Origin of the sequence: Alcaligenes sp. NLF5-7 (genome assembly GCF_024266725.1) — a bacterium.
GTDB classification, from domain to species: Bacteria; Pseudomonadota; Gammaproteobacteria; order Burkholderiales; family Burkholderiaceae_B; genus Alcaligenes; species Alcaligenes phenolicus.
In genome coordinates, this window is sequence record NZ_CP100755.1 from 971,302 (window position 1) to 996,995 (window position 25,694).

The 25,694-nt window shown below is 56.5% G+C and carries 19 protein-coding genes; 12 read left to right on the plus strand and 7 right to left on the minus strand.

Going from position 1 to position 25,694, the window contains the following annotated elements; translation table 11 throughout:
- Window positions 1-60 precede the first annotated feature (60 nt).
- The 6 genes from MID00_RS04575 to apbC form a co-directional block, all read right to left on the minus strand.
- The gene (locus MID00_RS04575) at window positions 61-1,290 is read right to left on the minus strand and encodes an NAD(P)/FAD-dependent oxidoreductase (RefSeq protein ID WP_009461126.1); all 1,230 of its coding nucleotides are present in this window, start codon (window positions 1,288-1,290) and stop codon (window positions 61-63) included.
- Between the two features lie 6 nt (window positions 1,291-1,296).
- The gene (locus MID00_RS04580) at window positions 1,297-3,570 is read right to left on the minus strand and encodes an arginine/lysine/ornithine decarboxylase (protein ID WP_009461127.1); all 2,274 of its coding nucleotides are present in this window, start codon (window positions 3,568-3,570) and stop codon (window positions 1,297-1,299) included.
- Window positions 3,571-3,579: 9 nt separating this feature from the next.
- Entirely contained in the window at window positions 3,580-4,143 is a 564-nt protein-coding gene (dcd, locus tag MID00_RS04585) for a dCTP deaminase (RefSeq protein ID WP_009461128.1), read from the minus strand.
- Window positions 4,144-4,271: 128 nt separating this feature from the next.
- Complete coding sequence (locus MID00_RS04590) at window positions 4,272-8,330, minus strand: translocation/assembly module TamB domain-containing protein (RefSeq protein WP_254499768.1); 4,059 nt, start codon at window positions 8,328-8,330, stop codon at window positions 4,272-4,274.
- On the minus strand, window positions 8,330-10,108 hold the full coding sequence (locus MID00_RS04595; RefSeq protein WP_254499769.1) for an autotransporter assembly complex family protein: 1,779 nt from the start codon (window positions 10,106-10,108) through the stop codon (window positions 8,330-8,332). The genes MID00_RS04590 and MID00_RS04595 overlap by 1 nt, the downstream gene beginning before the upstream one ends.
- Window positions 10,109-10,114: 6 nt before the next feature.
- Window positions 10,115-11,200 carry an iron-sulfur cluster carrier protein ApbC gene (gene apbC, locus MID00_RS04600; RefSeq protein WP_009461131.1) on the minus strand — a complete coding sequence of 362 codons (1,086 nt, stop codon included), beginning with the start codon at window positions 11,198-11,200 and terminating at the stop codon, window positions 10,115-10,117.
- A 102-nt stretch (window positions 11,201-11,302) separates the two neighbouring features.
- On the opposite strand from apbC, the gene MID00_RS04605 reads away from it, so the two are divergent.
- The 3 genes from MID00_RS04605 (at window position 11,303) to MID00_RS04615 (ending at window position 14,941) form a co-directional block, all read left to right on the plus strand.
- The gene (locus MID00_RS04605; protein WP_009461132.1) at window positions 11,303-11,560 is read left to right on the plus strand and encodes a hypothetical protein; all 258 of its coding nucleotides are present in this window, start codon (window positions 11,303-11,305) and stop codon (window positions 11,558-11,560) included.
- A gap of 218 nt (window positions 11,561-11,778) precedes the next feature.
- On the plus strand, window positions 11,779-13,848 hold the full coding sequence (gene metG, locus MID00_RS04610; protein WP_250756693.1) for a methionine--tRNA ligase: 2,070 nt from the start codon (window positions 11,779-11,781) through the stop codon (window positions 13,846-13,848).
- A gap of 196 nt (window positions 13,849-14,044) precedes the next feature.
- Window positions 14,045-14,941 (plus strand): cation diffusion facilitator family transporter, encoded by an 897-nt coding sequence (locus MID00_RS04615; RefSeq protein WP_009461133.1) that lies wholly within the window; start codon window positions 14,045-14,047, stop codon window positions 14,939-14,941.
- Window positions 14,942-14,983: 42 nt separating this feature from the next.
- On the opposite strand, the gene MID00_RS04620 is transcribed toward MID00_RS04615, so the two are convergent.
- On the minus strand, window positions 14,984-15,889 hold the full coding sequence (locus tag MID00_RS04620) for a LysR substrate-binding domain-containing protein (protein WP_254499770.1): 906 nt from the start codon (window positions 15,887-15,889) through the stop codon (window positions 14,984-14,986).
- A 231-nt stretch (window positions 15,890-16,120) separates the two neighbouring features.
- Here MID00_RS04620 and MID00_RS04625 point away from each other — a divergent pair, with 231 nt between their 5' ends.
- The 9 genes from MID00_RS04625 to MID00_RS04665 all read left to right on the plus strand — a co-directional run bounded on the left by MID00_RS04625 (window position 16,121) and on the right by MID00_RS04665 (window position 25,389).
- Window positions 16,121-16,957, plus strand: coding sequence for a bifunctional allantoicase/(S)-ureidoglycine aminohydrolase (locus MID00_RS04625; protein ID WP_009461134.1), 837 nt, complete (start codon window positions 16,121-16,123; stop codon window positions 16,955-16,957).
- 174 nt (window positions 16,958-17,131) lie between these two features.
- Window positions 17,132-17,605, plus strand: coding sequence for a nucleoside deaminase (locus tag MID00_RS04630; protein ID WP_042482892.1), 474 nt, complete (start codon window positions 17,132-17,134; stop codon window positions 17,603-17,605).
- Window positions 17,606-17,736: 131 nt separating this feature from the next.
- Window positions 17,737-18,906 (plus strand): YncE family protein, encoded by a 1,170-nt coding sequence (locus MID00_RS04635; protein ID WP_254499771.1) that lies wholly within the window; start codon window positions 17,737-17,739, stop codon window positions 18,904-18,906.
- Between the two features lie 369 nt (window positions 18,907-19,275).
- Complete coding sequence (locus MID00_RS04640) at window positions 19,276-20,685, plus strand: GNAT family N-acetyltransferase (protein ID WP_254499772.1); 1,410 nt, start codon at window positions 19,276-19,278, stop codon at window positions 20,683-20,685.
- A 13-nt stretch (window positions 20,686-20,698) separates the two neighbouring features.
- Window positions 20,699-20,878, plus strand: coding sequence for a hypothetical protein (locus tag MID00_RS04645; RefSeq protein ID WP_137430725.1), 180 nt, complete (start codon window positions 20,699-20,701; stop codon window positions 20,876-20,878).
- A 181-nt stretch (window positions 20,879-21,059) separates the two neighbouring features.
- Entirely contained in the window at window positions 21,060-21,845 is a 786-nt protein-coding gene (locus tag MID00_RS04650) for an aldolase (protein WP_026485007.1), read from the plus strand.
- 39 nt (window positions 21,846-21,884) lie between these two features.
- A complete protein-coding gene (locus tag MID00_RS04655) occupies window positions 21,885-23,213 on the plus strand; it encodes an MFS transporter (protein ID WP_009461140.1) in 1,329 nt (442 codons plus the stop codon).
- A complete protein-coding gene (locus tag MID00_RS04660) occupies window positions 23,210-23,818 on the plus strand; it encodes a 2-hydroxychromene-2-carboxylate isomerase (protein ID WP_009461141.1) in 609 nt (202 codons plus the stop codon). The genes MID00_RS04655 and MID00_RS04660 overlap by 4 nt, the downstream gene beginning before the upstream one ends.
- A gap of 692 nt (window positions 23,819-24,510) precedes the next feature.
- Window positions 24,511-25,389 carry a DNA-binding response regulator gene (locus tag MID00_RS04665; protein ID WP_009461142.1) on the plus strand — a complete coding sequence of 293 codons (879 nt, stop codon included), beginning with the start codon at window positions 24,511-24,513 and terminating at the stop codon, window positions 25,387-25,389.
- The last annotated feature ends 305 nt before the right edge of the window (window positions 25,390-25,694 follow it).

Consider the following 25,694-nt stretch of genomic DNA (forward strand, 5'->3'; position numbering starts at 1 on the left):
AATTCCGATGATTTCAGAAACGGCAGCAGACCATGCCCACTGCCCTTCCTGCTCGCATACTTAACCCTGCTCTGCCTGTGTCTTCAAGGCGCGTGCACACGCTGCTGCCGACGCCCAGGCCCATTGGAAGTTATACCCGCCCAGCCAGCCGGTGACATCGACCGCTTCACCGATGAAGTACAGACCAGGTACTTTACGCGCTTCCATGCTCTTCTGATTGAGCTCGCGTGTATCCACGCCACCGCTCATCACTTCCGCCTTTTTATAGCCTGCGGTGCCACTAGGTTTCAACTCCCAGCCATTAATCACCTGTCCCACCGTGCGCAACACGCGATCCGGCAGATCAGCCAGACGTTGCTGTCCCACGCCTTTGGGCAACAAGTCCGAGGTATCCAGCCATTGTTCGACCAGACGGCGCGGCCACAAGGTCGACAAGACAGTGACCAGTTGCTGACGGTTACCCGCCTTCAGATCCAATAATTGTTGCGCGATGTCCTGACCGGGAGCCAAGTCCACACTAATGCTCTCGCCCGACTGCCAGTAGCTGGAGATCTGCAAGATACCCGGCCCGGACAAGCCACGGTGCGTAAACAGCAGATCTTCCAGAAAGGCCTGACGTTGCTTGCCCTGCCCTGTGCTGACCTCCACCTCCAAAGCCATGCCGCTCAAAGCAGAAAATGGCTTCCAATCCCGACCGTCAAAGGTCAAAGGGACTAGAGCGGGGTGCGGCTCAATCACTTTCAAGCCGAAGTGACGTGCCACGCGCAAGGCATAGTCCGTGGAACCCAGCTGCGGAATCGCCATGCCGCCCGTGGCAATCACCACTTGCAAGGCATTCAAATCCCCCTGACCGGTGCGCAGCACAAAGCCGTCCTCGGTACGGCCAATGGACTGCACCGAACAGGGCATGCGCCAGGACACCTGCCCTTTCAAACACTCCTGACGCAGCATCTGGATGATGGACTCGCTGGAGTCATCACAGAACAACTGGCCTTTGTGCTTTTCATGAAAGCCGATGCGGTACTCCCGCACCAGCTCCAGAAAATCCTGAGGGGTATAGCCCGCCAAGGCCGAACGGCAAAAATGCGGATTCTTGGACAGAAAATTCTCGGGCGAGGTGCCCGTATTGGTGAAGTTGCAGCGCCCTCCACCGGAAATACGGATTTTCTCGGCCAGCTTTTCAGCGTGATCAATCAGTACCACTCGCAGGCCGCGCTGGCCTGCGATACTGGCAGCCATCATACCGGCCGCACCTGCGCCGATGACGGCAACATCAAAAAAAGGGATCACGCGGGTTTACTCGTTGGTTTCAGACTCAAGCACACAATCTACGTAGTAGCGTGGCAGTCCATCAGGGCCGATATCCTGCGCCAGTCCATGCACATAGGTCTCAAAGCCAGGGAAGCGGGCATTGAACTCGCGTGCAAATTGCAGGTACTCCACAATGCGCGAGTTAAAGCGTTCGCCAGGAATCAGCAAGGGAATACCGGGAGGGTAAGGCGTCAGCAAGACACCCGTCACACGGCCTTCCAGTTCGTCAATGCCAACGCGCTCGATATCGCCGTGCGCCATCTTGGCATAGGCATCCGAAGGCTTCAAAGCGGGAACCATGTCGCTCAGGTACACCTCGGTCGTCAGGCGAGCCAGATCGTACTTGCGATAGGCCTGGTGAATCTGCTGACACAGGTCACGCAAACCCATGCGCTCGTAGGTAGGCTGAGTCTTGCAGAAGTCCGGCAAAATGCGCCACATGGGCTGATTGCGGTCGTAATCGTCCTTGAACTGCTGCAAGGCGGTCAACAAGGTATTCCAACGGCCCTTGGTGATGCCAATAGTGAACAGAATAAAGAAGGAGTACAGGCCGGTTTTCTCGACTACCACGCCGTGCTCGGCCAGATACTTGGAGACCAGAGCGGCAGGAATACCCTGTTCAGCAAAGGTGCCGGAAATATCCAGGCCAGGAGTCACTACCGTGGCTTTGACCGGGTCCAGCATGTTGAAGTTGGTCGACAACTTGCCAAAGCCGTGCCACTCCGCATCGGAGCGCAGAATCCAGTCGTCGCGCTCGCCTATGCCTTCTTCAGGCAGATTATCCGGGCCCCAAACCTTGAACCACCAGTCGTTCTCGCCGTATTCCTTGGACACCTTGCGCATGGCGCGACGAAAGTCCATGGCCTCGCAAATGCTTTCCTCGACCAGTGCGGTGCCGCCGGGCGGCTCCATCATGGCCGCCGCCACATCACAGGACGCAATAATCGCGTACTGCGGGCTGGTGCTGGTGTGCATCAGGTAGGCTTCATTGAACACGTTGCGGTCCAAGGGGCGGTTCTCCGCATCCTGCACCGTAATCTGGGACGCTTGCGACAAGCCAGCCAGCATTTTATGCGTGGAGTGCGTGGCGTAGATCATGGTGTCTTTGGTGCGCGGACGGTCCGCACCAATGGCGTGCATGTCGTGATAGAAATCGTGGAACGCCGCATGCGGCAACCAGGCTTCATCAAAGTGCAGCGTGGGGATCTTGGAGTCCAGGGTTTCCTTGATCATTTCCACGTTGTAGATCACACCGTCATAGGTGCTTTGCGTCAGCGTCAGAATACGGGGCTTCTTGTTCTTGGCCTTGCTGGCAAAGGGGTTGGCCTCGATCTTGCGCGCAATGTTTTCCGGCAGGAACTCGTCTTGCGGAATCGGGCCAATAATGCCCAGGTGGTTGCGCGTGGGGCGCAGAAACACCGGGATAGCGCCCGTCATGGTAATGGCGTGCAGAATCGACTTGTGGCAATTACGGTCCACAACCACCACATCGTTATTGGCCACATTGGCGTGCCAGACGATCTTGTTGGACGTGGACGTTCCGTTCGTCACGAAAAAACAGTGGTCGGCATGGAAGATACGGGCAGCATTGCGCTCGGCCTCGGCCACCGGGCCGGTGTGGTCCAACAGTTGGCCCAATTCATCGACCGCATTACAGACGTCGGCACGCAGCATGTTTTCACCAAAAAACTGGTGAAACATCTGGCCAACCGGGCTTTTCAGAAAGGCTACGCCTCCCGAGTGCCCTGGGCAGTGCCATGAATAGGAACCGTCAGAAGCGTACTTGACCAGCTCGCGGAAAAACGGCGGTGCCAGACTTTCCAGGTAGGAGCGGGCTTCACGGATGATGTGACGCGCCACGAACTCGGGCGTGTCCTCGAACATGTGAATGAAGCCGTGCAGCTCGCGCAAAATATCGTTGGGGATATGCTGCGAGGTGCGTGTCTCGCCGTACAAATAGATGGGGATGTCCTCGTTGCGGAACCGCAGCTCGCCAATAAAGGAGCGCAGGTTCTTGATCGCATTGGCGACATCCTCCGGGGAGTCCACATCGAATTCCTCATCATCAATCGACAAAATGAAGGCGCTCGCGCGGCTTTGCTGTTGCGCAAAAGAACTAAGGTCACCATAGCTGGTGACCCCGAGAACCTCTACGCCTTCGGCCTCTATCGCCGAGGCCAGGGCTCGAATGCCCAGGCCCGACGTATTTTCGGAACGGTAGTCTTCGTCGATGATGACGATGGGAAAACGAAACTTCATCCAGAACTCCTAGGTACGAGGCAGGGTAACGCCTAGCTGACCTTGATATTTGCCGCCGCGGTCGCGGTACGACACTTCGCACACTTCATCGCTTTCAAAGAACAACATCTGTGCACACCCTTCACCGGCGTAAATCTTGGCTGGCAGCGGGGTGGTATTGGAAAACTCCAGGGTGACGTGGCCTTCCCACTCGGGTTCCAGCGGAGTCACGTTCACGATGATGCCGCAACGGGCATAAGTACTTTTGCCCAGACACATGGTCAACACACTGCGAGGAATACGGAAGTACTCAACCGTGCGGGCCAGCGCGAAAGAATTGGGCGGAATAATGCACACATCACCGACAAAATCCACAAAGGATTTTTCATCGAAAGCCTTGGGGTCCACGATGGTCGAGTTGATGTTGGTGAAAATCTTGAATTCGTTGGCACAACGCACATCGTAGCCATAGCTGCTGGTGCCGTAGCTGACGATACGTTGTCCGTCTACATTGCGCACTTGGCCTGGCTCGAAAGGCTCGATCATGCCCTGGGCAGCAGCCCGCCGAATCCAACGGTCGCTTTTGATACTCATAAGAAATTAGCCGCCTTAAATCAGTAACCGGTTATTTTATCGTTTAGATACACACACAAGCCAATTGCGGCGCAAATATGTCATTTGCGCCACAATTCTCTGCCCGCTTTGCGCCGGGCAAGCCCGCATCAATCCTTCGAGAACCAGCGGTAAATCAGGGCCAGACCGTTTACCGTACCGGCGCTGACCTCAGCCGTCAGGCCTCGTGCCAGGCGGTAGCTGGCTCGACCCACCGTTCCGGTATCGGCCATGGCCTGCTCCAGGCTAACGGAAATATCCGCCGTCAGTGCCTTGGTGATCGCAATAAACTTGCGCTCTTCGTTGCTGGTGCCGCTGTTCAGGGATTTGACCACACTTTCCACCGGCAAAATGCTACCGGCACTGCCCAGGTCGCCCGAGCGCATCGCCACTTCATCAATCCCGAACTTGCGGTAGAAGGGCTCGCCATCGCCCAGGAAGGACGTCCCCACACTGAGCAGCAAGGCCATGTCACCACCAGAATCATCCGGCCCGTGGCCCAGCAGGAGCCAGGACAGTTTTTCAACTTCGCTGACTTCCGGGTAGGACACCAAATCGATTCTGGGCTTGCGAGCCGTACCGGCTACCTTAACACCTGCCTCTACAGCCTGACCGGTACGCAAGGCTTCGATGTCCAGAATAGGCGAGGTAATGTCACCCTGGAAGGTCACGGTTCCGCGCTTGAGCAGCAACTTCTGACCATAGAGCTCAATTCGCCCGCCACGAGTGCGCAAGGCACCCATGCCGGTCAACTTGCCGCCAATCATGGTGACCCTCAGGCTGCCAACCAGACCGGAGTTCACGCCGTAACCCGTCAGGTAAAAACGCGGCCCCAGATCCACATCAATTTCCATGCTCATGTCGGTTGCAGCCTGGGAAGGCTCGGAAACCGGCTCGTCGCCTGCCCGCACAATCACCACATCGCTATCAACAGTGGGAATACCACCCAACATGTCCAGGTTGAACCAACCCGCATCAGCAACAACCTTGCCGGTAATGGCAATACGCGGCAGTTCCATGTCCAGATTGATATTGCCGGACATCATGGCGTAACGATCGGAGCGCTGCAGAATCGGGAAGCGGAAAATATCCACGTCAAAGGCCCCTTGCTGAGTGCTCAGGTTCCACTGCCCCGACACAGTCAGCTTGCCATCCTTGGCGTCCGGGCTCTCTTTCAGCCAGGTTGCGGTACGCCATTCCTGCGGCTCTACTCGTGGGCGAGCCGGGAACGTCAAGGACTCCAGGCGGAAAATGTCACCATCGAAACGGGCATCCAACTGACCGTCAATTAGACGGATGCCGTCATCCAGACGTGTGAAACGCAACTCGCGGCCCCTTACCGTGCCACGACTGGTCCAGGCCCATTTCGCACCCACATCAATATTCACGTCTGCATTCAAGCGACCGCCCAGCTCCATGGCATCGCCCAGGAACAGGCGCGTCCAGCTCAAGTCATCAATATTGGCTTGTATGCTGACCGTTTTGCGATCGTTCTCATTCAAGGCCAGCCCGTGAAGAGGAGTCTGGGCCTTGGCTGTGACGTAACCCATTTCCTTGGTACGCACATCCATCTGAGCATCCAGACGGCTGGTCGTGGCCGAGGTAGGTTTCGCATTGATGACGATACTCAGATCTTCCAGCCCCAGGGACATGGGCGGCTCAGCAAAAACCTGTACATCCCCCGCCACGCGGTCGACGCGCACCTGGCCGGACAAGGCGCCATTAAATTTCAGGTCCCAGCGCGCTTTGATATCAATTTCGGGCGGCTGAGTTTTCTTGTTCTTGGCAATCTTGACACCACCCTTGGCCTTGTCAGCGTTCTCTTCTACGCCAACTTTGCGCAGCAAGCGCGCGATGCGAGGCTCGGACAGGACCAGGTCCAACAACTCACCACGGCTGGCCCATTGTCCAGGCTGGTAAGTGGATTCCTGATGACGCAGATTGATCCAGGGTTCGCCATCAACTGTGGTGCTCAAGGTACCGGCACCAACTCGCACTGACCAGGGAGCCAAAGGCTCGGGTGCCTTGGGAGCGTTTGCTGTTTTATCGGCTGCGTTTTCGGGAACGCCAGCCTGTGCCTTCGCTTGCTCTGCTGCCGATGAAGCAGACGGAGCAGCATTGGCCGCAGCAGCAGACTTAGTATCGGGGTTGTCCTTCGTTTCCGGATTTATACCGGCTTGAGCCGCTCCTTCTTCCTTGGCGGCCCCCTGGCCTGCTGCACCACCTTCAACCTTGGATTGGTCCTTGGCCTCTGCTGTGGCAACTTGAACAGGAGGCTCCGGCGCCCGCAGAGCATCGGTAAAACGCACAGGCAGTGCCGACTGCAAACGCACGATCAAACCGGCATGGTCGGCCACCAAACGGTTTATCTTGCCATCCCAATACGCGGCCTTGCCCTGATCGGCAAAATGCCAGCCACCTTCCAGTGCCAGATCGGCCTCGGCCATGCCTTGGCCCAACTGCCCCTTGGCCTTGCCGCCCAAGTCGTACTGCCCCTTCAACTGCAGGGTGTGATGAGCGATATCGCCACGCAACTGCCCTTCTGCCGACGCCTTGCCCAGCTCCAGGCCAGGCCACAGTTGCTCGGCACGAGGCATCTTCGCCAGCAAATCCAGCTCGGCCTTGCCAGACATGCCAAAACCACCTTTCAACTGAACCTGGTTATCCCCGATCTTCATATCGGTGAGCACATCCGAAACCGACAGCAAACGCCACCAATCCGCTTGGCCCGGCTGAGCCGGAGCCGACGCTTTTGCCTTGATCTGCCCGATAGCGGCCTGCTTGTTCCAGCGACTACCCTGCAAAAGCTGCACATCCACATCCGCGGAGAGCAATTGTTCTTTATCCGCCAAGACCACATCGAACTGGCCTTGGGTATTAATCAGGGCGTCGGGCAGCACATCGCCCAACAAGGCATGCAGATCCAGCTTGTCGCTGCGGAACTGACCTTTGAAATGATCCTGAACGTGCACACCTTCCTGCGTGGCATCCCAGGCGAAGTCTGCATCCAGCGAGGACTCGTCTGGCAGTTTCACCGCCACCTTGGCCTGACGCACTGGCACGGAATCCAGCGGGCTCAATTCTGCGCTGGCGTCCAGGCTATAGCCCTGGCCCTGACCGTTAAGCAGCAAGGTGGCTTGTTCCAGAGAGCCATTCAAGGTGATTTGAGCGTTGACCACACAATCGGGCAAAGGCTCGGGCTCAGGAACAGCAACTGGTTCCTGGATACGTTCTTCATCGACAAGACCCGTACTACCCTCGGGCTCGGAGCTGATGACTCCGGCGACACCATGGGCGTCTACGGGCTGATCGACTGGCGGGCTGGCAGGAGTTGCATGACTCGGGGCGCTGGCCTCAGCTTGACCTTGCTGTGTTATTGCAGCCTTGGCACTGGTCTTGGCCGTTTCAACCGTGGCTGTTTTTTTGGACCGATCGACTACTGCCTTCTCGGCAGGTTTGCCGGATTTCGACGGCTCTGCATAAGCAGGCAAATACTGTTTCGCACAAATAGGCGAATCGGCCGTCAAACCGCGAGCAATGATTTGAATATCGGCTCGTGCCGGGTAAGGCGCTTGTAGTCCCGCCAACTCCACCTCACCCTGAAAGCCGGCGCGGATGGACTCATTAGCCACCATCAAATCGTACAGTCGAAGCTGCGCGCTGTCGGAATCCAACGCCAGTGCCGAAGACAAATCCGCAATCGCGACCGGCAAGGGCGTGCCATCCTGCGTTAACAAGAACTGCCCCAAAGCCAGCTTGTCCACGGCAATGCTGATAGGCAGCTCGGGCATTGTGAAGGGCTCGTCGGACTTGGGCTCGTCCGAGGAGGTCAAGGCCACATCCACTTTCTGAGCACTAAGCTCTACCACGTGCAGGCGGCGTTCCCACAGTTCTTTCCAGTTGGCCTGCAAGCGCAAACGCTCGATATCCACATGGGTGTCCGGCAGGCCAAGCACCAGGTGGTCGATACTCAAGCCATCCCAGATGGTTCCGCGCACACCTTGGGCGCTGCCCTGCGCATAGGGCAAAGCCGTGCGCAAGGCCCAGCTTGTACCGGCCTGACTGGCCAGCACCCAATACACAAAGCCGCAAACAAGCAGCAGGGCAATCACCACAAAGGGAATTCCCCACAAAGCGAAATATCGGAACCAGCGCCGAACCCAAGCCATTAAAATGCGATTCCCAAAGAAAAGCTCAAACGTATGCGTTTGTCTCGCTGACCATAGGCCAGATCAAGATTGAAAGGGCCAGCAGGGGTGCGCACCACCGCACCCAAACCGTAGCCCCAGGCTAAATCCATATCACCAAAGCTGGGCGCAGCGTCACCCACGTCAACAAAAGCTCGCATGCCATACATACTGGTGAAAAAGTGCGTGTATTCCACGCTGGCTACGGCCATGGCTGGCGCGCCCACCACGGCGTCGCCTTGTCGAAGCCCAATGCTTTGATATTTGTAGCCACGGACACTGCGAGCGCCCCCGGTGCGATAACCGAAGTCAGGCGGTGTGCGGTCCGTCATGCGCCAAACCTTACCGATTTCACCCCGCAGGGACAAAATATCCCGCTCCCCAACTGGCCACCACTGCTGCAATCGCAAATTACTGCGGTAAAAGGTCTCGCCCTTGTCCAGCGTGACACCGGCGCCCACGCCAAAATCAATCAGATTGCCTTCGCGCGGATCGTACTTCTTGTCTACGTCCCGACGCAGCCATTGCCAGGTTGCAATGGCAGAAGGTGTTTCACGGGTGGGCAGACCGGAAATCTTGGTTTTGTCCCAGGCGCCCAGTAAGCCCCATTCGGTTTCATATTCCACGCGGCTATTGCCCGCTGCCTGTCGCTCCTGGCGCAGCTTCCAGCCCAGGGCCGCCCGCTCCGTGTCCAAACCTTCAATGTCCGAGCGATCGTACAAGACACCAAAACTGTTCTTGTAGCCGCTAATGGTGGGCGGCAAGTGAATGTCATAAAAGGCCCGCTGACGTTTTTTATCCACGCCAATACCGGCCTCGGTCCAGATCGGCAGGCCAAACACAATATTCTTTCGATACAAGGCCTCAACACGCGCGCCGTGGTCACTGTCAAAACCCAAGGAGCCGGTGAACTGCCTGGATGGCGCTTCTGTAACCCGTACACGTACAGGCAGTTCTACATCACCATCTGGAAGCTCTTTCTTTTTGCCGGCTTGTTCATCCAGGGTGACAAAGGCACCCCGGAAAAAAGTGGTGGCAGCCAAAGATTGCTGCCACTCGTCCAGCTTGTCCTGATCGTAAGGATCACCGGGGGTATAGCGCACATAGCGGTCTACCAGAGACTGGGGAACTCGCTTCAGGCCAGTGGTTTCCAGCGGCCCCATGCGAACCCTCGGCCCGCTATCCACTTTCAGGGAAAGGTCGGCCACGCCTTCATCGGCCAATACGGTTGCCCGCGTGTCTATGTAACGAGCGTAGTAAAAGTCCTGGCGCTGTACACTTTCCAGCAGATCCGACTTGGCGGAGGACCAGACCGAATTCAAAAAGGGATCGTCCACTTTCAAAGGAAAGCTGGCTTTGATCCCTTCCAGACGCACCTGATATTCCGGCTCCTGAATCTTGCCTTTGAAGTCCAGGGCAATGTCTCGTACGCGCGTGATTTCGCCCGGCTGAATAATGATGTCCCAATATTCACCGCTGGAATCCTCACCCACCTCCAGCGTGACCACAGAGTCAAAATAACCCTGAGTCTGCAAGGCGGAGACGGTCGCATCGTGAGCCCGGCGCCGCAGACGCGAGACCTCTCCCAAGTCCTGGTCTTCCGCCAAACGTGTAATGGCACTGACCGCGCGCTGAATTTCTTTCAGCGCCTGGGGGGGCACGCCCCCCGGATCAATAATGACATCGGGAACGGAAGACTGAGCCCATACTGCAGGGCTCAGGACTATCGAAAACAACAGGCAAAAGCCGGATTTGCGCATACGTACTCAAAGAGGACGAGGAACAACCTTGGGGCGCTGCCCCGACGTGTCTGGAGGAAGTTGCGACAAGTTAGCCGAAACGCGATTGGCAATCTCGTGATACAGGCGGGCCTCGGGACTGTCTGCGCTGGCAATCACCGTCGGGGTACCGGAGTCGGTCTGAGCCCGAATGCTCATTGCCAACGGCAAGGCACCCAGCCAAGGCACGTTGAACTGGCTGGCCATATCGCGACCACCATGCTGACCGAAGACCGGGTCAGCATGACCACAGTTCGAGCAGATATGGACCGACATGTTTTCCACAATACCCAGAACAGGCACATTCACCTTCTGGAACATGTTCAAGCCACGCTTGGCATCGATCAGCGCCAGATCCTGAGGAGTGGTCACAATCACTGCACCCGTCAAAGGCACTTTCTGCGACAAGGTCAAGGCGATATCGCCAGTGCCGGGAGGCATATCGATAATCAGGTAGTCCAGATCATCCCAACGCGTTTGTGTAAGCAGCTGTGTCAGCGCCTGGGTTGCCATCGGGCCGCGCCAGATTGCGGGAGCGTCTTCGTCCAGCAGGAAACCAATCGAGTTGGCTTGCAAACCGTGACCAATCAGCGGCTCCATCATCTTGCCGTCTGCACTGCGTGGGCGCTCGTGCAGGCCCAGCATGGTGGGCACGCTAGGGCCATAAATATCCGCATCCAGCAAACCAACACGCGCACCTTGCATATGCAAGGCCAAAGCCAGGTTCACCGACGTTGTACTTTTACCCACACCGCCCTTGCCCGAGGACACCGCAATAATGTTGCGGATATTGGGCATGGGTCGCAACCCTTCCTGCACAGCATGCACGCCAATGCGGGGATTCAAATGCAGCTTGGACAGGGTGGCACCCACGCCTGTCAAGGCTTGCTCGATACGTTCGCGCAGCTGTCCCTGAATGTCATAAGCCGTATAGGGCAGGTGCAAAGTCAGCTCAACCTGGTTCTGGTCAATGCTCAGCTCGCATCGACCCGCATCGACCGATAACTTCTTTAACGTGTTGGGATCGGTCACACTCGCCAGGGCTTGCAACACGCGCTCGGAACTCACTGTCATTTATCCAAAACCTTGATATAAAGAAACATCACCATACCTTTAAACCAGAAAATTAGCGGTTCAAGAGGAATTTTTTTACACTTATGATGTCATACTAACCCTATGAACACATTTAACCAGATTATCCGCACAGCCCTCTTTGTCTTGCTGACAATTTTCGGTGCAATCATGGCGTTTATCTTCATGGTTTCTACCGCTATTGCGATCGGCATTTTATACATTGTGGCGCGTATTAGTGGCCGTCCTTTCGGCGTCAAAGCCTATTGGGACCAGCGCCGCCGCCCTGCCGCTGCCAGCAAACAGTCGACCACACCACGTTCGCGTGATGTCACCGACATCGAGATGCGCGAGATTCCTTAACAGTTCTTGACTGTTCGCCAAGCCTTTGGCGAGCAGCAACGCTGATTAGGCACTGCCCCCGAACACCCTGAGTCGTCAAAGGCTCAGGGTGTGTGCATTTGTATCATTCGCAATTGCCGATCAGCACTTTGCCCGTGGACATTCCTCGGTCTGGCGCAGCACAAGTGTGCAATAGACCGTAGAATCCTTGTTCCCTTTCTCTTTTATTTTGTTAAGTCATGTCACGAACGATATTTGTTACGACCGCCCTGCCGTATGCCAACGGCTCGTTTCACATCGGCCACATCATGGAATATATCCAGGCCGACATCTGGGTTCGGTCCATGCGAATGTCGGGACATACTGTGCATTTTGTGTGTGCGGACGACGCCCATGGCGCGCCCATCATGCTCAAGGCAGAAAGCGCTGGCATTACCCCCGCTCAGTTGGTAGACAAGATCGCGGCCGAGCGCCCCACCTACCTGAACGGCTTTAACGTCAAATTCGACCATTGGCACCGTACGGACTCGCCAGACAACGTCGAACTGGCCCAGGATATCTACCGCACGCTGAAAAGCGCCGGCTTTATTGACACCCGCACCATCGAACAGTTCTACGATCCGGTCAAAGGCATGTTCCTGCCCGATCGTTACATCAAGGGCGAGTGCCCCAAGTGTCACGCCAAGGACCAGTACGGCGACAGCTGCGAAGTCTGTAGCGCGGTTTACGCTCCTACCGAACTGATCGAGCCCTACTCCACCCTGACCAATGCACGTCCGGTGTTAAAGACCTCGGAGCACTTTTTCTTCCGTCTGTCCGACCCGCGCTGCGTAGCCTTCCTGCAAGAGTGGACCACGGGCAAGAACGCCCAGGGCAAGCCACGTCTGCAATCGGAAGTGCTGGGCAAGACCCGCGAATGGCTGGGTACAGGCGAAGGCGCAGAGGCCTCTCTGAACGACTGGGATATTTCCCGCGACGAACCCTACTACGGCATCCCGATTCCGGACGCTCCCGGCAAATATTTCTACGTCTGGCTGGACGCCCCTGTTGGCTATCTGGCCTCCTTGAAAGCCTACTGCGCCAAGGCCGGTCTGGACTTTGATGCCTTGCTGGATCCGGAAGGCAGCACCGAGCAGGTCCACTTCATCGGCAAGGACATCGTGTACTTCCACGCCCTGTTCTGGCCTGCCATGCTGAAGTTCTCCGGCCGTAAAGTGCCTGACGCCTTGAACGTGCACGGTTTCATCACGGTTAGCGGCGAGAAAATGTCCAAGAGCCGTGGCACCGGCATTTCGCCTCTGCGCTACCTGGAGCTGGGCATGGATGCAGAGTGGATGCGCTATTACATGGCCGCCAAGCTGAACTCGCACGTCGAAGACATGGATTTCAATCCTGACGACTTCATTGCCCGCGTCAACAGCGACCTGATTGGCAAGTACGTCAACATCGCCAGCCGTGCCGCCAACTTCATCAGCAAGCATTTTGATGGCAAGCTGGCATACCAGGGCGACACTTCCGAACTGCAAAACCAGCTCAAGGAAGTCGCCGAGAAAGTCCGCACCGACTTGGAAAGCCGCGAGTATGGTCGTGCCGTGCGCCAGATCATGGCTCAGGCCGACATCATCAACCAGGCTTTTGATACCGCCCAACCTTGGGTCATGGCCAAAGGCATTGCGACCGCCGAGCAAGCTCAGAAAGATGCGCTGCAAGATATTTGCTCGCGCACCCTGGCTGGCTTCAAGGGCTTATCCGTCATGCTGACCGCCATCTTGCCCACCCTGACCCATCGCGTGGCCCACGAACTGTTTGGTCTGGACCGCGACTTTGTCTGGGACGACGTGGCTGCCTTGCCTGATCACATCGCTCCCTTCAAGCATCTGATGCAGCGAGTAGACAGCGCCATGGTGGACGAGCTGCTGGCTCCGCCACCCGCCCCCGTCGTGTTGCCCGGTGGTGAAGCCATTGCCGAAACCATCGACATCAAGGACTTCATCAAGGTGGACCTGCGCATTGCCAAAATCGTCAGTTGCGAAGCCGTAGAAGGTTCGGACAAGCTGCTGCGTCTGAGCCTGGACGCTGGCGAAGGCCGCTTGCGCCAAGTGTTCTCCGGCATCAAGTCGGCTTACCAGCCCGAAGATCTGATCGGCAAGCTGACGGTACTGGTCGCTAACCTGGCTCCTCGCAAGATGCGTTTCGGCGTATCCGAGGGCATGGTGCTGGCGGCCAGCCATGCGGATGATGCGGTGGATCAAGGCATCTATATTCTGGAACCATTCCCCGGTGCCCAGCCCGGTATGCGCATCAATTAAGACGCATTCCTGATACGCAAAAGAGCCTCGCCGAAAAAGCGAGGCTTTTTTGTCTACATCTACCAAAGAACAGGCTCAAAACAGTCTGCCAAGCCCCTTTCAGCGCCCCGTAACCCCGGAAAGCCGATACACTCTTTATCTTGAAACTGCTGTATTGATGCACAGTCTGCTGCTTTGAATGCAAGGACCTCTTGGCATGGAAAACATCCCCCCTACTGAACTGGATCGGCACCTTGGTGCACAGCGCTCCACCTGGGTCAGTGTCATCGTCAATATCAGTTTGAGCGTGCTGCAAATTGTGGTGGGTCTGTTTGCTCATTCGCAGGCCCTGATTGCTGACGCCATCCACTCCCTGTCCGACCTGCTGTCGGACTTTGTAGTGCTGATCGCCAACCGCCATAGCCGTCGAGGTCCGGACGCAGATCACCCTTACGGACATTTGCGCTACGAAACGGCGGCCACCCTGGCCATTGGCGGCCTCTTGCTGGCCGTCGGACTGGGCATGCTATGGAATGCCGTGTCTTCCTTGCGCGACCCCAGCAGCATCGAAGCAGTACACCCGATTGCCCTGGCCATTGCCTTCATCGCGCTCTGTAGTAAAGAACTCCTGTTTCGCTACATGTTGCGTGTCGCGAAGCGCTTGCGCTCGACCATGCTGGTTGCCAATGCCTGGCACGCGCGCTCCGACGCAGCCTCCTCGCTGGTCGTCAGCGTCGGGGTGATGGCCAACCTGGCAGGTCTGCCCTTGGGCGACCCCTTGGCCGCCAGTATTGTGGGTTTGATGATTCTGCGCATGGGCTGGAAGTTTTCTATTGGCGCATTTCACGACCTGACCGATAAAGCGGTCGATCAGGAAACGGAAGAGCGCATTGCCAAGCTCTTGCGCGAGACCCCCGGTGTGGAAGGCATACACCAGCTAAGAACCCGCAAGCTGGGTGACATGATCTGGGTAGAAGTGGATCTGGAAATGGACGGCACCCTGACTATTGCACAAGGTCATGCCATTGCCGTGGCCGCACGGGACCGTGTAATGGCCGAAGAGCCCGTGCTGGATGTCATGACGCACTTTGATCCGGTCACACCCAAGCGCTAAACCCTGTCTAAGCTCTACGAGCCTCGCCAGCCCAACAGCAGGCTATCCAGGACGGCGGGCGCTCTCGGGTGCCAGCATCTCTACCAGTACACGGGACAAGGCCGTCACCATCTCATTGGCATGAGGCCGATGCAAAATCGCCAGTTCAAAAGCATCGATACGGGGCAGACCTTGTGCTTGGCCCAATTCAACATGGTCATCGCGCACCGCACGCCGCGGCAGCAAGCTGATCCCCATCCCGTCTGCCACCGCCCCCTGAATACCGCTCAAGCTGGAACTGGTAAAGCTGATACGCCAACGACGTCCCAAGGACTCGACAGCACTGATGATTTCCTCTCGATACACACCCCGACGCGGGAAGGTCACCAAGGGGATGGGGTCCAGATGAAAGACCGGATCAGTCGCACTATCCACCCAGGCCGTCTGCTCGGGTAGACAAGCCACCGCTTCACGGGCATTGTGACGCTGCTTGACCAGCACCAGATCCAGCTCACCCTGATCGTAAGCGGCCAGCAGGTCGCTGCTCAGGCCGCTACTGACTTCCAGACGCATCTGCGGGAAGCGACGGTTGAAGCCCGCCAAGGCCCGCATGGTCTGTCCATTGGTAAAGTCCTCAGGCACGCCCAGACGCACGGAAATAGTCACCAGAGAACCGGATAGGGCTTCAGACAGCTGATGATTCAAAGCCAGCATCTGGCGGGCGTAACCCAACAGGGTCTGCCCCGCTTCAGTCGTGCTGACGCCCCGGCTGGCCCGGTCCAGCAGACGCAGCCCGGCCAGTTCCTCCAGGCGCCGCACTTTCTGGCTGATCGTGGACTGTGTGGAATGCAAACGCGTTGCGGCCGCCGTGAAGCTGCCGCAATCGACTACCGTCAACAAGGCCCGCAGCAGGTCCAGGTCGTACAAGGGCCGGTTCAGGCTGGGACTGCTTGATAGTTGATGATCCATATGCTCAAACCCTTTCTGAAATCCGCCAGGGTAATCCACCCCGCCGCCCGTTTATTCAAAAAACAAATACTAGAGATTTATACATTTAATTTGTAAATATCACCAGCAGTCGTTAAGGTGTATTGGTCCCGCGCATTACAACGACATCCCGCCTGTGCCTTTTGCCAGCCGCCGGGATTGCGCCGTGCCGTTCGACAGATTTTTCCTTACTGAATTTCAATGGGAATCAACATGTCCAAAGTCAATTACTACGCCCCTCCAGGTGGCCATCCTCCTCAGACTCAGTTGCTGACGGACCGCGCCATGTTCACCGAGGCCTATGCCGTGCTGCCCAAAGGCGTGCTGCAAGACATCGTGACCAGCTTCCTGCCCGGTTGGGAAAATACCCGTCTGTGGGTATTGGCACGTCCTCTGTCCGGCTTTGCCGAGACCTTCTCCCAATACATCATGGAAGTAGGCCCACAGGGTGGCAGCAACAATCCTGAGTCCGACCCCGAAGCCGAAGGCGTGATTTTTGTCGTCAAGGGCCAGCTGGAACTGGTTCTGGAAGGCACCAAGCACATCATGGAAGAAGGCGGCTATGCCTTTATTCCTCCTTCCACCAACTGGACCTTGCACAACCGCACGGGCGAGCTGGCCAACTTCCACTGGATTCGCAAGCGCTACCAGCGTGTGGAAGGCCTGGATGCCCCTGAAGCCTTTGTGACCAACGAAAAAGACGTGAAACCTGGCGTCATGCCTGGCACCGAAGGCCGTTGGAGCACCACCCGTTTCACCGACATGTCCGACCTGCGTCACGACATGCACGTGAACATCGTGAACTTTGAACCCGGTGGCGTGATCCCCTTCGCTGAAACGCACGTGATGGAACACGGTCTGTACGTTCTGGAAGGTAAGGCGGTGTACCGTCTGAACCAGGACTGGGTTGAAGTGGAAGCCGGTGACTTCATGTGGCTGCGCGCTTTCTGCCCGCAGGCTTGCTACGCAGGCGGACCAGGCCGTTTCCGCTACTTGCTGTACAAAGACGTAAACCGTCATGCCAATCTGACACTTGGCGGCACTCGCTAATAGGGTCTGAAACAGAACAGCCGCTGCCCGTCAGCGGCTGTTTTGCATTACAAACACGCCAAACCGGAACGCGTCCCCCTGATGCCGACTGTGCCCGCAGGGGTCCCACACGGCACAGATAGAGACTCTGGTTTCAAGGCTCATTCCAACCTTGCTTCTCTACAGGAGAAAAACATGAACGATAAACACTATCTGCTGCGCTCCATCCAGATCGCCGAAGAGAATGTCGCCCGCGGCGGCCAGCCCTTTGGCGCAGTGCTGGTGCGCGATGGCCAAGTTCTGGCCGAAGGGGTTAATGAGACCTACATTGCCCATGACCCCACCGCGCACGCTGAGATCCAGGCGCTGCGTACTGCCAGCCAGAACGTGAAAAGCAGCAGCCATGCAGGCAGCACCATGTATGCCAGTGGCATCCCCTGCCCCATGTGCATGGCCGCCATGATCGCCTCGGGCGTGGAGCGCGTGGTGTATTGCGCCGACGATGAGGAAGGCGAGCCCTTTGGCTGGTCTACCGAATCCTTCTACAAAAAAATGCAGCAGGACTTTGGCAAGCAGGGCGTGAAAATGGAGCACCTGCCCTTGCCGGAAAAACGCAAAGTGTATGAAGCCTGGCAAGCCCGATTTGGAAACGGCTCCAAGCAGGACTAAAACAAAGGCCATTCAAAACCCTGCCATCAAGCAGGGTTTTGCGTATTTACATAGACAGACAAGTCAGAAAAGTTTATAAAACAGAGCAGTTATAGTAACGATTCTCATTTATTGAATCCCAAAGGAAATACATGATTGCGTCCCGCCCAGCCTCTTTAAAAATGATTGTTGCCTCCGTAATGGGCGCTTTGCTGCTCAGTGCATGCCAGACTGCACCGCAATCGCAACAAGCGGGCCAAACATCGTCCTTGAATGCGACTGCGCCTCAGGCACAGGTCACTTTCCGTCAGGACACCATTAATGGTGCCTACGAAATTCTGGCCGCCAAGGACAGCAAGCAGTTGTTTGTTGCTGCTACTCCTTTGTTTGAAGACCGTGCTGCTGGCTTCCTGCACGTTCTGGACCAGGACACGCTGCGTGAATCGCAACTGATCCAATTGCCGCGCCGTGCCTTTGCACTGGGCCTGAACCAGAAAACTCACACTCTGTACGTGGGCAACACCCTGGACGGCTCGCTGCTGGCAATCAACAGCCTGAATGGCACCGTCAAGCAACTGATCCAACTGGGTCAAAAAGAAGACAAGGGCGGCTGGGAACACACCCGTAAAGTCGTTATTGACGAGCAAGACAACCGCATCTTCGTGACCAATCCCTCCGAAGGAGGCCGCGTATGGATTGTGGATGGCGCCGACGGTCGTATCCTGCACAATATCGATAACGTGGGCTTGTGGCCTGCTGGCGCTGCCTACGATGCCAACACCAAGCGTCTGTTCGTGGGCCACGGCGGCAAGGATGAAATTGCCGTCATCAACCCGGCCACCGGCGCTATCGAACAGCGCTTCACCACTGGCGATGCAAAAAGCGATAAACGTGAAGATTCCCGCCACTTCTTCGTGAACATCGCCCTGAGCGCGGATGGCAAGAAACTGTTTGGTGCTGACGCCAATACCGGCAAGATCTACCAATTCGACACCAGCTCCGGCAAAGTGGAAAACACGGCTGAAGTGGGTCTGGGGCTGCTGGATATCGTGTACAACGACGCTCGCAAAGAGCTGATCGCCACCAACCGTGGCGTGGATCGTGAAACACCAGCCGGTACCGGTTCGGTCACCATTCTGGATGCCAACACCCTGGCTGTTAAACACCGTATCAGCGCCCCTGTGCACCCCAACAGCGTCACGCTGAGCGCTGACGGCCAGACCGCTTTTGTCACTATCAAAATCCCTCATGGCGACAAGAGCCCGCACTACCTGAAAGGTGCCAAGGACAGCGTTCTGCGTCTGAACCTGAATCAGCTCTAAGCCCCTGGCTTAAAGCCTGGTCCCAAGCCGAGACTACCGCAAGGTAGCTCGGCTTTTTTTGTACCTGCCACTTTGGTCTGCCAGGCGGCCTGCCCCTCATCTGTGCCTTGGCCGCAGGATAGTTTTGTCCGCTGTTCAAGCCCTAAGCCAAGGCCCGCCATCGCTGGCTCTTGGGCGTTTCAACGCTGTTTTAGCAATGCGGTCTGGAAACAAGCAGCAAAGCGGATTGCTGCAACCGGCCACTTGCTCAATAGAATCAATTAGTGGCCTAGCAAGACGCCTCTTGTCTCCCGGCCCCACACTCCCTTTCCCGCCTCCAGCTGTGCCACAGATTGGCATTTCTGGAGCGTTTTCCATTGAAGACAAGTCATGGTTCAGCTGAACGCGTATCACCAGCCTATTGGCCCCTCGCTCCCTCATTGGCAGGCCCGCCCGCAGCCAGCACGCTGCGTTCTGCACGGCAAATACTGCCGTCTGGAAGCCGTGAACCCGGAACAACATGGCGACAGCCTGTACGAGGCCTACAGCAACGCCAGCGATGGCCGCGACTGGACCTATTTGTCTGTAGGCCCCTTTAACAACCGCGCACAGTTCGACCAGCACCTGCAAACCATCAGCCAGGCCAGCAATGCCGTGCATTACGCCGTCGTCGAACAAACCACGGGTCGCGCATTGGGGACCTTGTCCCTGATGCGGATCGACCCACAAAACGGCTGCATTGAAGTGGGCTTTGTAGCCTGGTCGCCCGCTCTGAAACAAACCCGTATGGCCACCGAAGCCCACTACCTGTTGATGGCTTATGCAATTGATGGACTGGGCTACCGTCGCTACGAATGGAAGTGCGACACACACAATGCCCCCTCCCAAGCCGCTGCACGACGATTGGGCTTTCGTTATGAAGGTATCTTCCGTCAGGCGATTGTGTACAAGGGCCGCTCGCGCGATACAGCCTGGTTCTCCATTACCGACCAGGACTGGCCAGCCCTGAAAGCGAATTTCCAGGCCTGGCTGGCACCTGAAAACTTTGACGATCAAGGTCGTCAGAAACATCGTTTGGGGCAGCAAACAACTGTCGCTCCAGCCGGTCCCGGGGCCCGCCGCTTAAAGCAAATGCTGGCCCTGCAAACCGAGCTGAATCAGCTGATTGATCCGAACTGGCGAGTGGCCAAGCAGGACTACTACCGGGCGATCTGGGTGGAATGTGCGGAGCTGGCCGATTACCTGGACTGGAAGTGGTGGCAGCATAGCGAGCGCAATCTGCCGCAACTCCAACTGGAGCTGATCGACATCCTGCATTTTGGTCTGTGCGATGTACTGCGTGCCAACGATGCGCTGCGCGAGCAAGAAGCCGCCACCGCACTGGATCAGCTCCAGCACGCATCAGCCACCGCCAGCGACTCTACGGCCATCATGACGGCTCTGGAACGCTTTACCTTGCGCGTTCTGGAGACACGCCAGTTCGATTTCAGCGGCTTTGCCCAACTGGCTGCTCTTTGTGGTCTGACACTGGACACGCTCTACCACTCCTACGCGGGCAAGAATGCCCTGAACCGCTTGCGCCAACTGCGCGGCTATCAGCACGGCCACTATCACAAGCAGTGGGGCGGGCAGCAGGACAACGAGCATCTGGCACAGCTGCAATTGCGTCTGCCCACCGAGCATGACCATTACCCCGAAATGATCCTGCATGCCCTGCAAGAAAGCTACGACACGTTTTTTTCGGGAGCCTCCCAGGTCCGGAACGGAGCCTGCGTACCGCCTCCCCTTTCTTCACGTTGACAAAGGACTGTCCATGTACCTCGATTGCGATTGTTCCATCAATGTCTTTCTGGACTCGCCTAAACCGGACTCCAATCCCGTGGAAAGCAATGACACGCGACATCCACCCGACCCCCGGCCACAGCCGCATAAGGTGCAACATCCCTGGTCCCGCTCGCGACGCCGCGAGCGCTCCCGCTGGCGCCAGGGTTAAGCAGCCCCAGCGCTTGTCTAACGGCCCGGCACCACTGCCGGGCTCGTCTCCTTGATAAGGCTCCAAGCAAATGGAATAGGAGCTATGAGCCAGCGCGCATAGCTCCTCTTGATGTAAATCAAGACAATGAATCCCATCGTCGGCACAAGGATCGACGAGGCCTACCAAAGGAGACAAGCACATGGATACCCCACTCAGAGACAAATCCTATTTTGATGAACGCGCCACCAAAGAGATGGCCACTCATCTACAGCAAGTGCAACGCGACACCCGCGAAACCATGGCATTTGCCTGCCGCATCCTGGCCATGACCGAGCAGGAAGCTGGTTTGGCCGGCCAGATCAGCGTCCGTTCCGAGCGCCCCGGTGCGTATTGGACCTTGCGCTTTGGTCTGGGTTTTGACGAAGCCACCCCCGAAGACTTTATTGAAGTTGACCGCGACTTGAATACCCTTAGCGGCGAAGGCATGGCCAACCCGGCCACCCGCTTTCACCTGTGGGTCTACGAAGCTCGCCCCGACGTCAATTCCATCATCCATACACACTCGCCCTGGGCCACGGTATTGGCCACCGCCCGCCAGCCCTTGGTGATTTCGCAAATGGACATGACGCCTCTGCACAATGACTGTGCATTTTTGGGCGAATGGCCTGGAGTGCCCATTGCCGATCAGGAAGGCGTCATCATCTCCAAAGCCCTGGGTGACAAGCGTGCCATTATTCTGGCCCACCACGGTTATCTGACCGCAGGTAAAAGCTGCCAGGAAGCCACTTACCTGTCGGTGTATCTGGAACGCGCTGCACGTCTGCAAGTGCGTGCACAAGCGGCCTTTGGCCCACTTACCCCTGTGGACGATACCTTGGCGGCCGAAGCGCACGACTATCTGCTCAAGCCCTCCATTGTTAACGCTACCTTTGACTACTGGTCCCGTCAGACCCAAGGCATTGCGCCCTTAACTAAAACTCGCTGACACCCGCAACCAATACCCCGCTTCCACCAGGAGGTCGCCATGACGATGCCTAACAATGGACAGGCGCGTTCGTCGCGCCAGTACGTTACCGCTGGCTTGGCCAGCATGATGGGAACCACTATAGAGTGGTATGACTTTTTCCTGTACGGCACCGCTGCCGCACTGATTTTCAACAAGATCTTTTTCCCCGCCTTCGACCCGATTACGGGCACGCTGGCGGCCTTTGCCACCTACTCTGTGGGCTTTTTCGCCCGTCCTTTAGGAGGATTTGTTTTCGGCCATTTTGGCGACAAGCTGGGCCGCAAATCCATGCTACTGATCACGCTCTTTCTAATGGGAATCCCCACCATCCTGATCGGCCTGATTCCCTCTTATGAAAGCATTGGCTACTGGGCCGCTGTGCTGCTGGTACTGATGCGCTTTCTGCAAGGTATCGCAGTAGGCGGAGAATGGGGCGGAGCCGTGTTGATGGCGGTTGAACATGCCCCGGAAGGCAAAAAGGGCTTTTTTGGCAGCTTGCCGCAAACAGGGGTGGCCCCCGGCCTGATCCTGTCTTCCCTGGCTATGGGAGCCGTCGCCAGCTTGCCAGAGGAAGACATGCTGTCCTGGGGTTGGCGCCTGCCCTTTCTGGCCAGCGTCGCCCTGCTGCTGGTGGGTTGGTGGATACGCGCCAAAGTGGCCGAATCCCCCGACTTCGAGCAAATGAGCAAAAAGGGCAAACAGGTTCCGATTCCTGCTCTGGAAGTTCTGCGTCATTACCCACGCGAAGTCCTGCTGGTCGTGGGAGGCCGTCTGGCAGAAGTGACCTGGTTCTACACCGTGGTGACCTTTGCCCTGGCTTACGCCACCACCACCTTGGGAGTAGAGCGCAGCGTCATGCTGGATGCCACCGTCTGGGGTGCCTTCGCGGCCTTGTTCACCATGCCCCTGTTTGGCGTATTGGGCGACCGAATCGGCTTCAAATGGGTCTTTATGGCAGGCACGATCTGCATGCTGGCATTCTCCTCCACCTTCTTTTCCATGCTGGGCAGCCTGGATTCCAGGACCATCACCCTGGCTTTGGTGATTGCGATTGGGCTGGTGTATGCCGCGCTGTATGGCCCGCAAGGTGGCCTGTTTTCCACGCAATTTCCACCTGAAGTGCGGTACAGCGGCATCTCCATTGCCGTGCAGGTATCCGGTGCCATCGGTGGCGGCCTGGCTCCCTTGGTGGCGACCTCCCTGCTGGCCTATGGCGACGGTCAACCCGACTACATCGTCTGGTACCTGAGCGCGCTGGGTCTGATTGCTTTTGCCAGTACCTGGTTCATGCATGGGCCGACGCACTTCTCTCTTCCCGCCCTATCCAGCCGAAAGGTACGCACATGAACGCAGCCGGTATTCACTACTACTTCTGGATGAATTCGGACTGGGCCTACCTGGGAGCCGACAGACTGGAAGCGATTGCTCGCAAGCATGGCATCCCTATCCACTACAAACCCGTGGACTTGCCGCAAGTCTATGCACGTACAGGCGGTGTCCTGCTGGGACAGCGCTCACCAGAACGTCAGGCTTATCGCATTGCAGAGCTTAAACGCTGGTGTCGCAAATTGGGCATACAGGTAAATCCCACACCGCGCTTCATGTGCCCAGACGCCACGCTGGCCTCCACCCTGGTGATTGCTATCAATCAGGCTGGTATGCCGGTGCTGGATCTGTACAAAGCCATTTTGCGGGCACAATGGTGCGAGGAGCAGAACATTGCTGACCCCACGCAACTGGCTCGAATCCTGCAAGCACAGCAGCTGGATGCAGACTACTGGCTGAAACAGGCACCGCTGATGCAGGCGCAGTATCAAGCCCACACCGAAGAGGCCATTAAAGCCGGTGTCTTCGGTTCGCCCTCCTATGTGTATCAGGGCGAACTGTTCTGGGGTCAGGACAGGCTGGACATGCTGGACGAAGCCATCGCCCTGCATCCTGCGCCAGCTTGAAGCACAACCCCGACACCAAGCCTGACTGTTTTTAAAACAAGGGCGGGGCAAGGTTTATCTACCTTGCCCCGCTCTACTTGTTTACAGCTTGGTTCGCAGGCTCAAACCCTGCCCCCAAGCCATCAAAATGATTCAAACGGTCTATACCGAAATCGCTCTAATAGCCCTAACAGTCATCAACGGCGAGCATCCGTACTTGGTCAAAATCTAACAAAAAAGCGGCGAATAAACGCCTCGCTACGGGCTGCGCTTGCTGCTTGAACAAATCGTCACCCAAAGAGCCTCACAATCTTCCCCGGACGACCTCATCCAGATGCACACTAGTGCGGGCAAAACCGCGGCTGGCCTGCCTGAACATAGTCCTTTATTCAGAGGTAAAAGCCGTAGAATCACGCCTTTTCCTGCCAGGAAAATTCACCGATACGCCAGCGTAGCATTCCTGAAATTGGACTTTTGGGTCCGCCTTAAGGCCCGAGTTTCGGGCTTTCGGCATGCCGCCTGCCAAAAATGAAATGCAATGAGCAATTTTGAAAATTTACTTTTTCCATTGATACAGAATGTTATGTCTGCCGTACGAATCATATCGATAGATTTTATCTATTCATTGAGTCTGTATTCTGAGGAAATTGGCTACTTGAGCAATGCCAGTAAAGGTAGCCGTCTTCGTCAGAAGAAGGGCGCGGGGCTTTATATTGAACAAATACGCCACTATAAAGTATCAGCCAGATCAAAAAATCAGGATTCTGCTGATCTCCAATAACACTAGACAGCACGAACAACTTCTTCAAGCCCTGCTGGCTGGTGCTTTTCGGGTTTCTGTTGCTGCGGACGGAGTGCAAGGATATACCAAGGCCCAATTAACGCTACCCGAACTTATCCTGATGGATAAGCAATTGACGGGGATAGACGCCTTGTCCTTGACCCATATGTTGCAAGGATTAAAAGCCACGGCCCAAATCCCCATCATCGTTCTGGATTCACGCATGGATGGCAGCAGCGATGAATGCGTCACTTTTCTAAAGGCTGGTGCGGTTGATTACATTGGCAATCCGTATGCGGTCGATGAAGTAAAAGAACGTATCAACGTGCCCTTGCGCTGCCCCAAGCAGATGGCGCCTGCACTTGTGCCGGGCAAGATGCCAAGCCAGCGGCCCAGCACGACAGCCGAAACCAGCATGCTGATCCATGCCATTCAGAAAACCATTGATGCCAATCTGGGTGCGCCGCCCAGTCAAAAAGAACTGTGCGATATGTTCAAGATTTCGCGTCGAAAAATCATGAATATATTTCAGCGTAATTTTGGCTTAAGTGTAAGTAGCTATATCCGATTGCAGCGTATGTATCGGGCCGAGTATTTGCTGAAGACTACGGCCTTGAAAATTGATGTGATTGCGACCGATTTAGGATTTTCCAGCCCGGCCAATTTCTCTACCGCATTCAAAACGTATGCGGGAGTGTCTCCCGGAAAATTCCGCCAGGCTATGGAGAAGAACAAACCCTATACAGAAAACACACCATGTATTCGCTCCATGGGCCCACCTGTTTTCTCATCTGGGTGGTGTCCGCCGTAAATGGCAACAGGAAAAGAACAAGGTCCACAGGAGACTCGAGCCAGACTCACATAAAAATAAAACTGTTGAACGAAACAATGCCAGGAAGGTGATAAAGGAACCCGCCCTTCACACCTCCACCTTGGCCAGATACAGAAAAAGATGGCTGCACGCCACACAAATCCGGTTTCAGAGGGTCTGCACTTGCCGCCAGGGGGCAAGGTGATAAAATCGTGGCTACTTGAATAGTTCAATTCAAAACAGATCCGGGACGACCTGGATCTGCCTTTTCAGTACAGGGACGGCCCTACCTCTTTGGCGGAGCA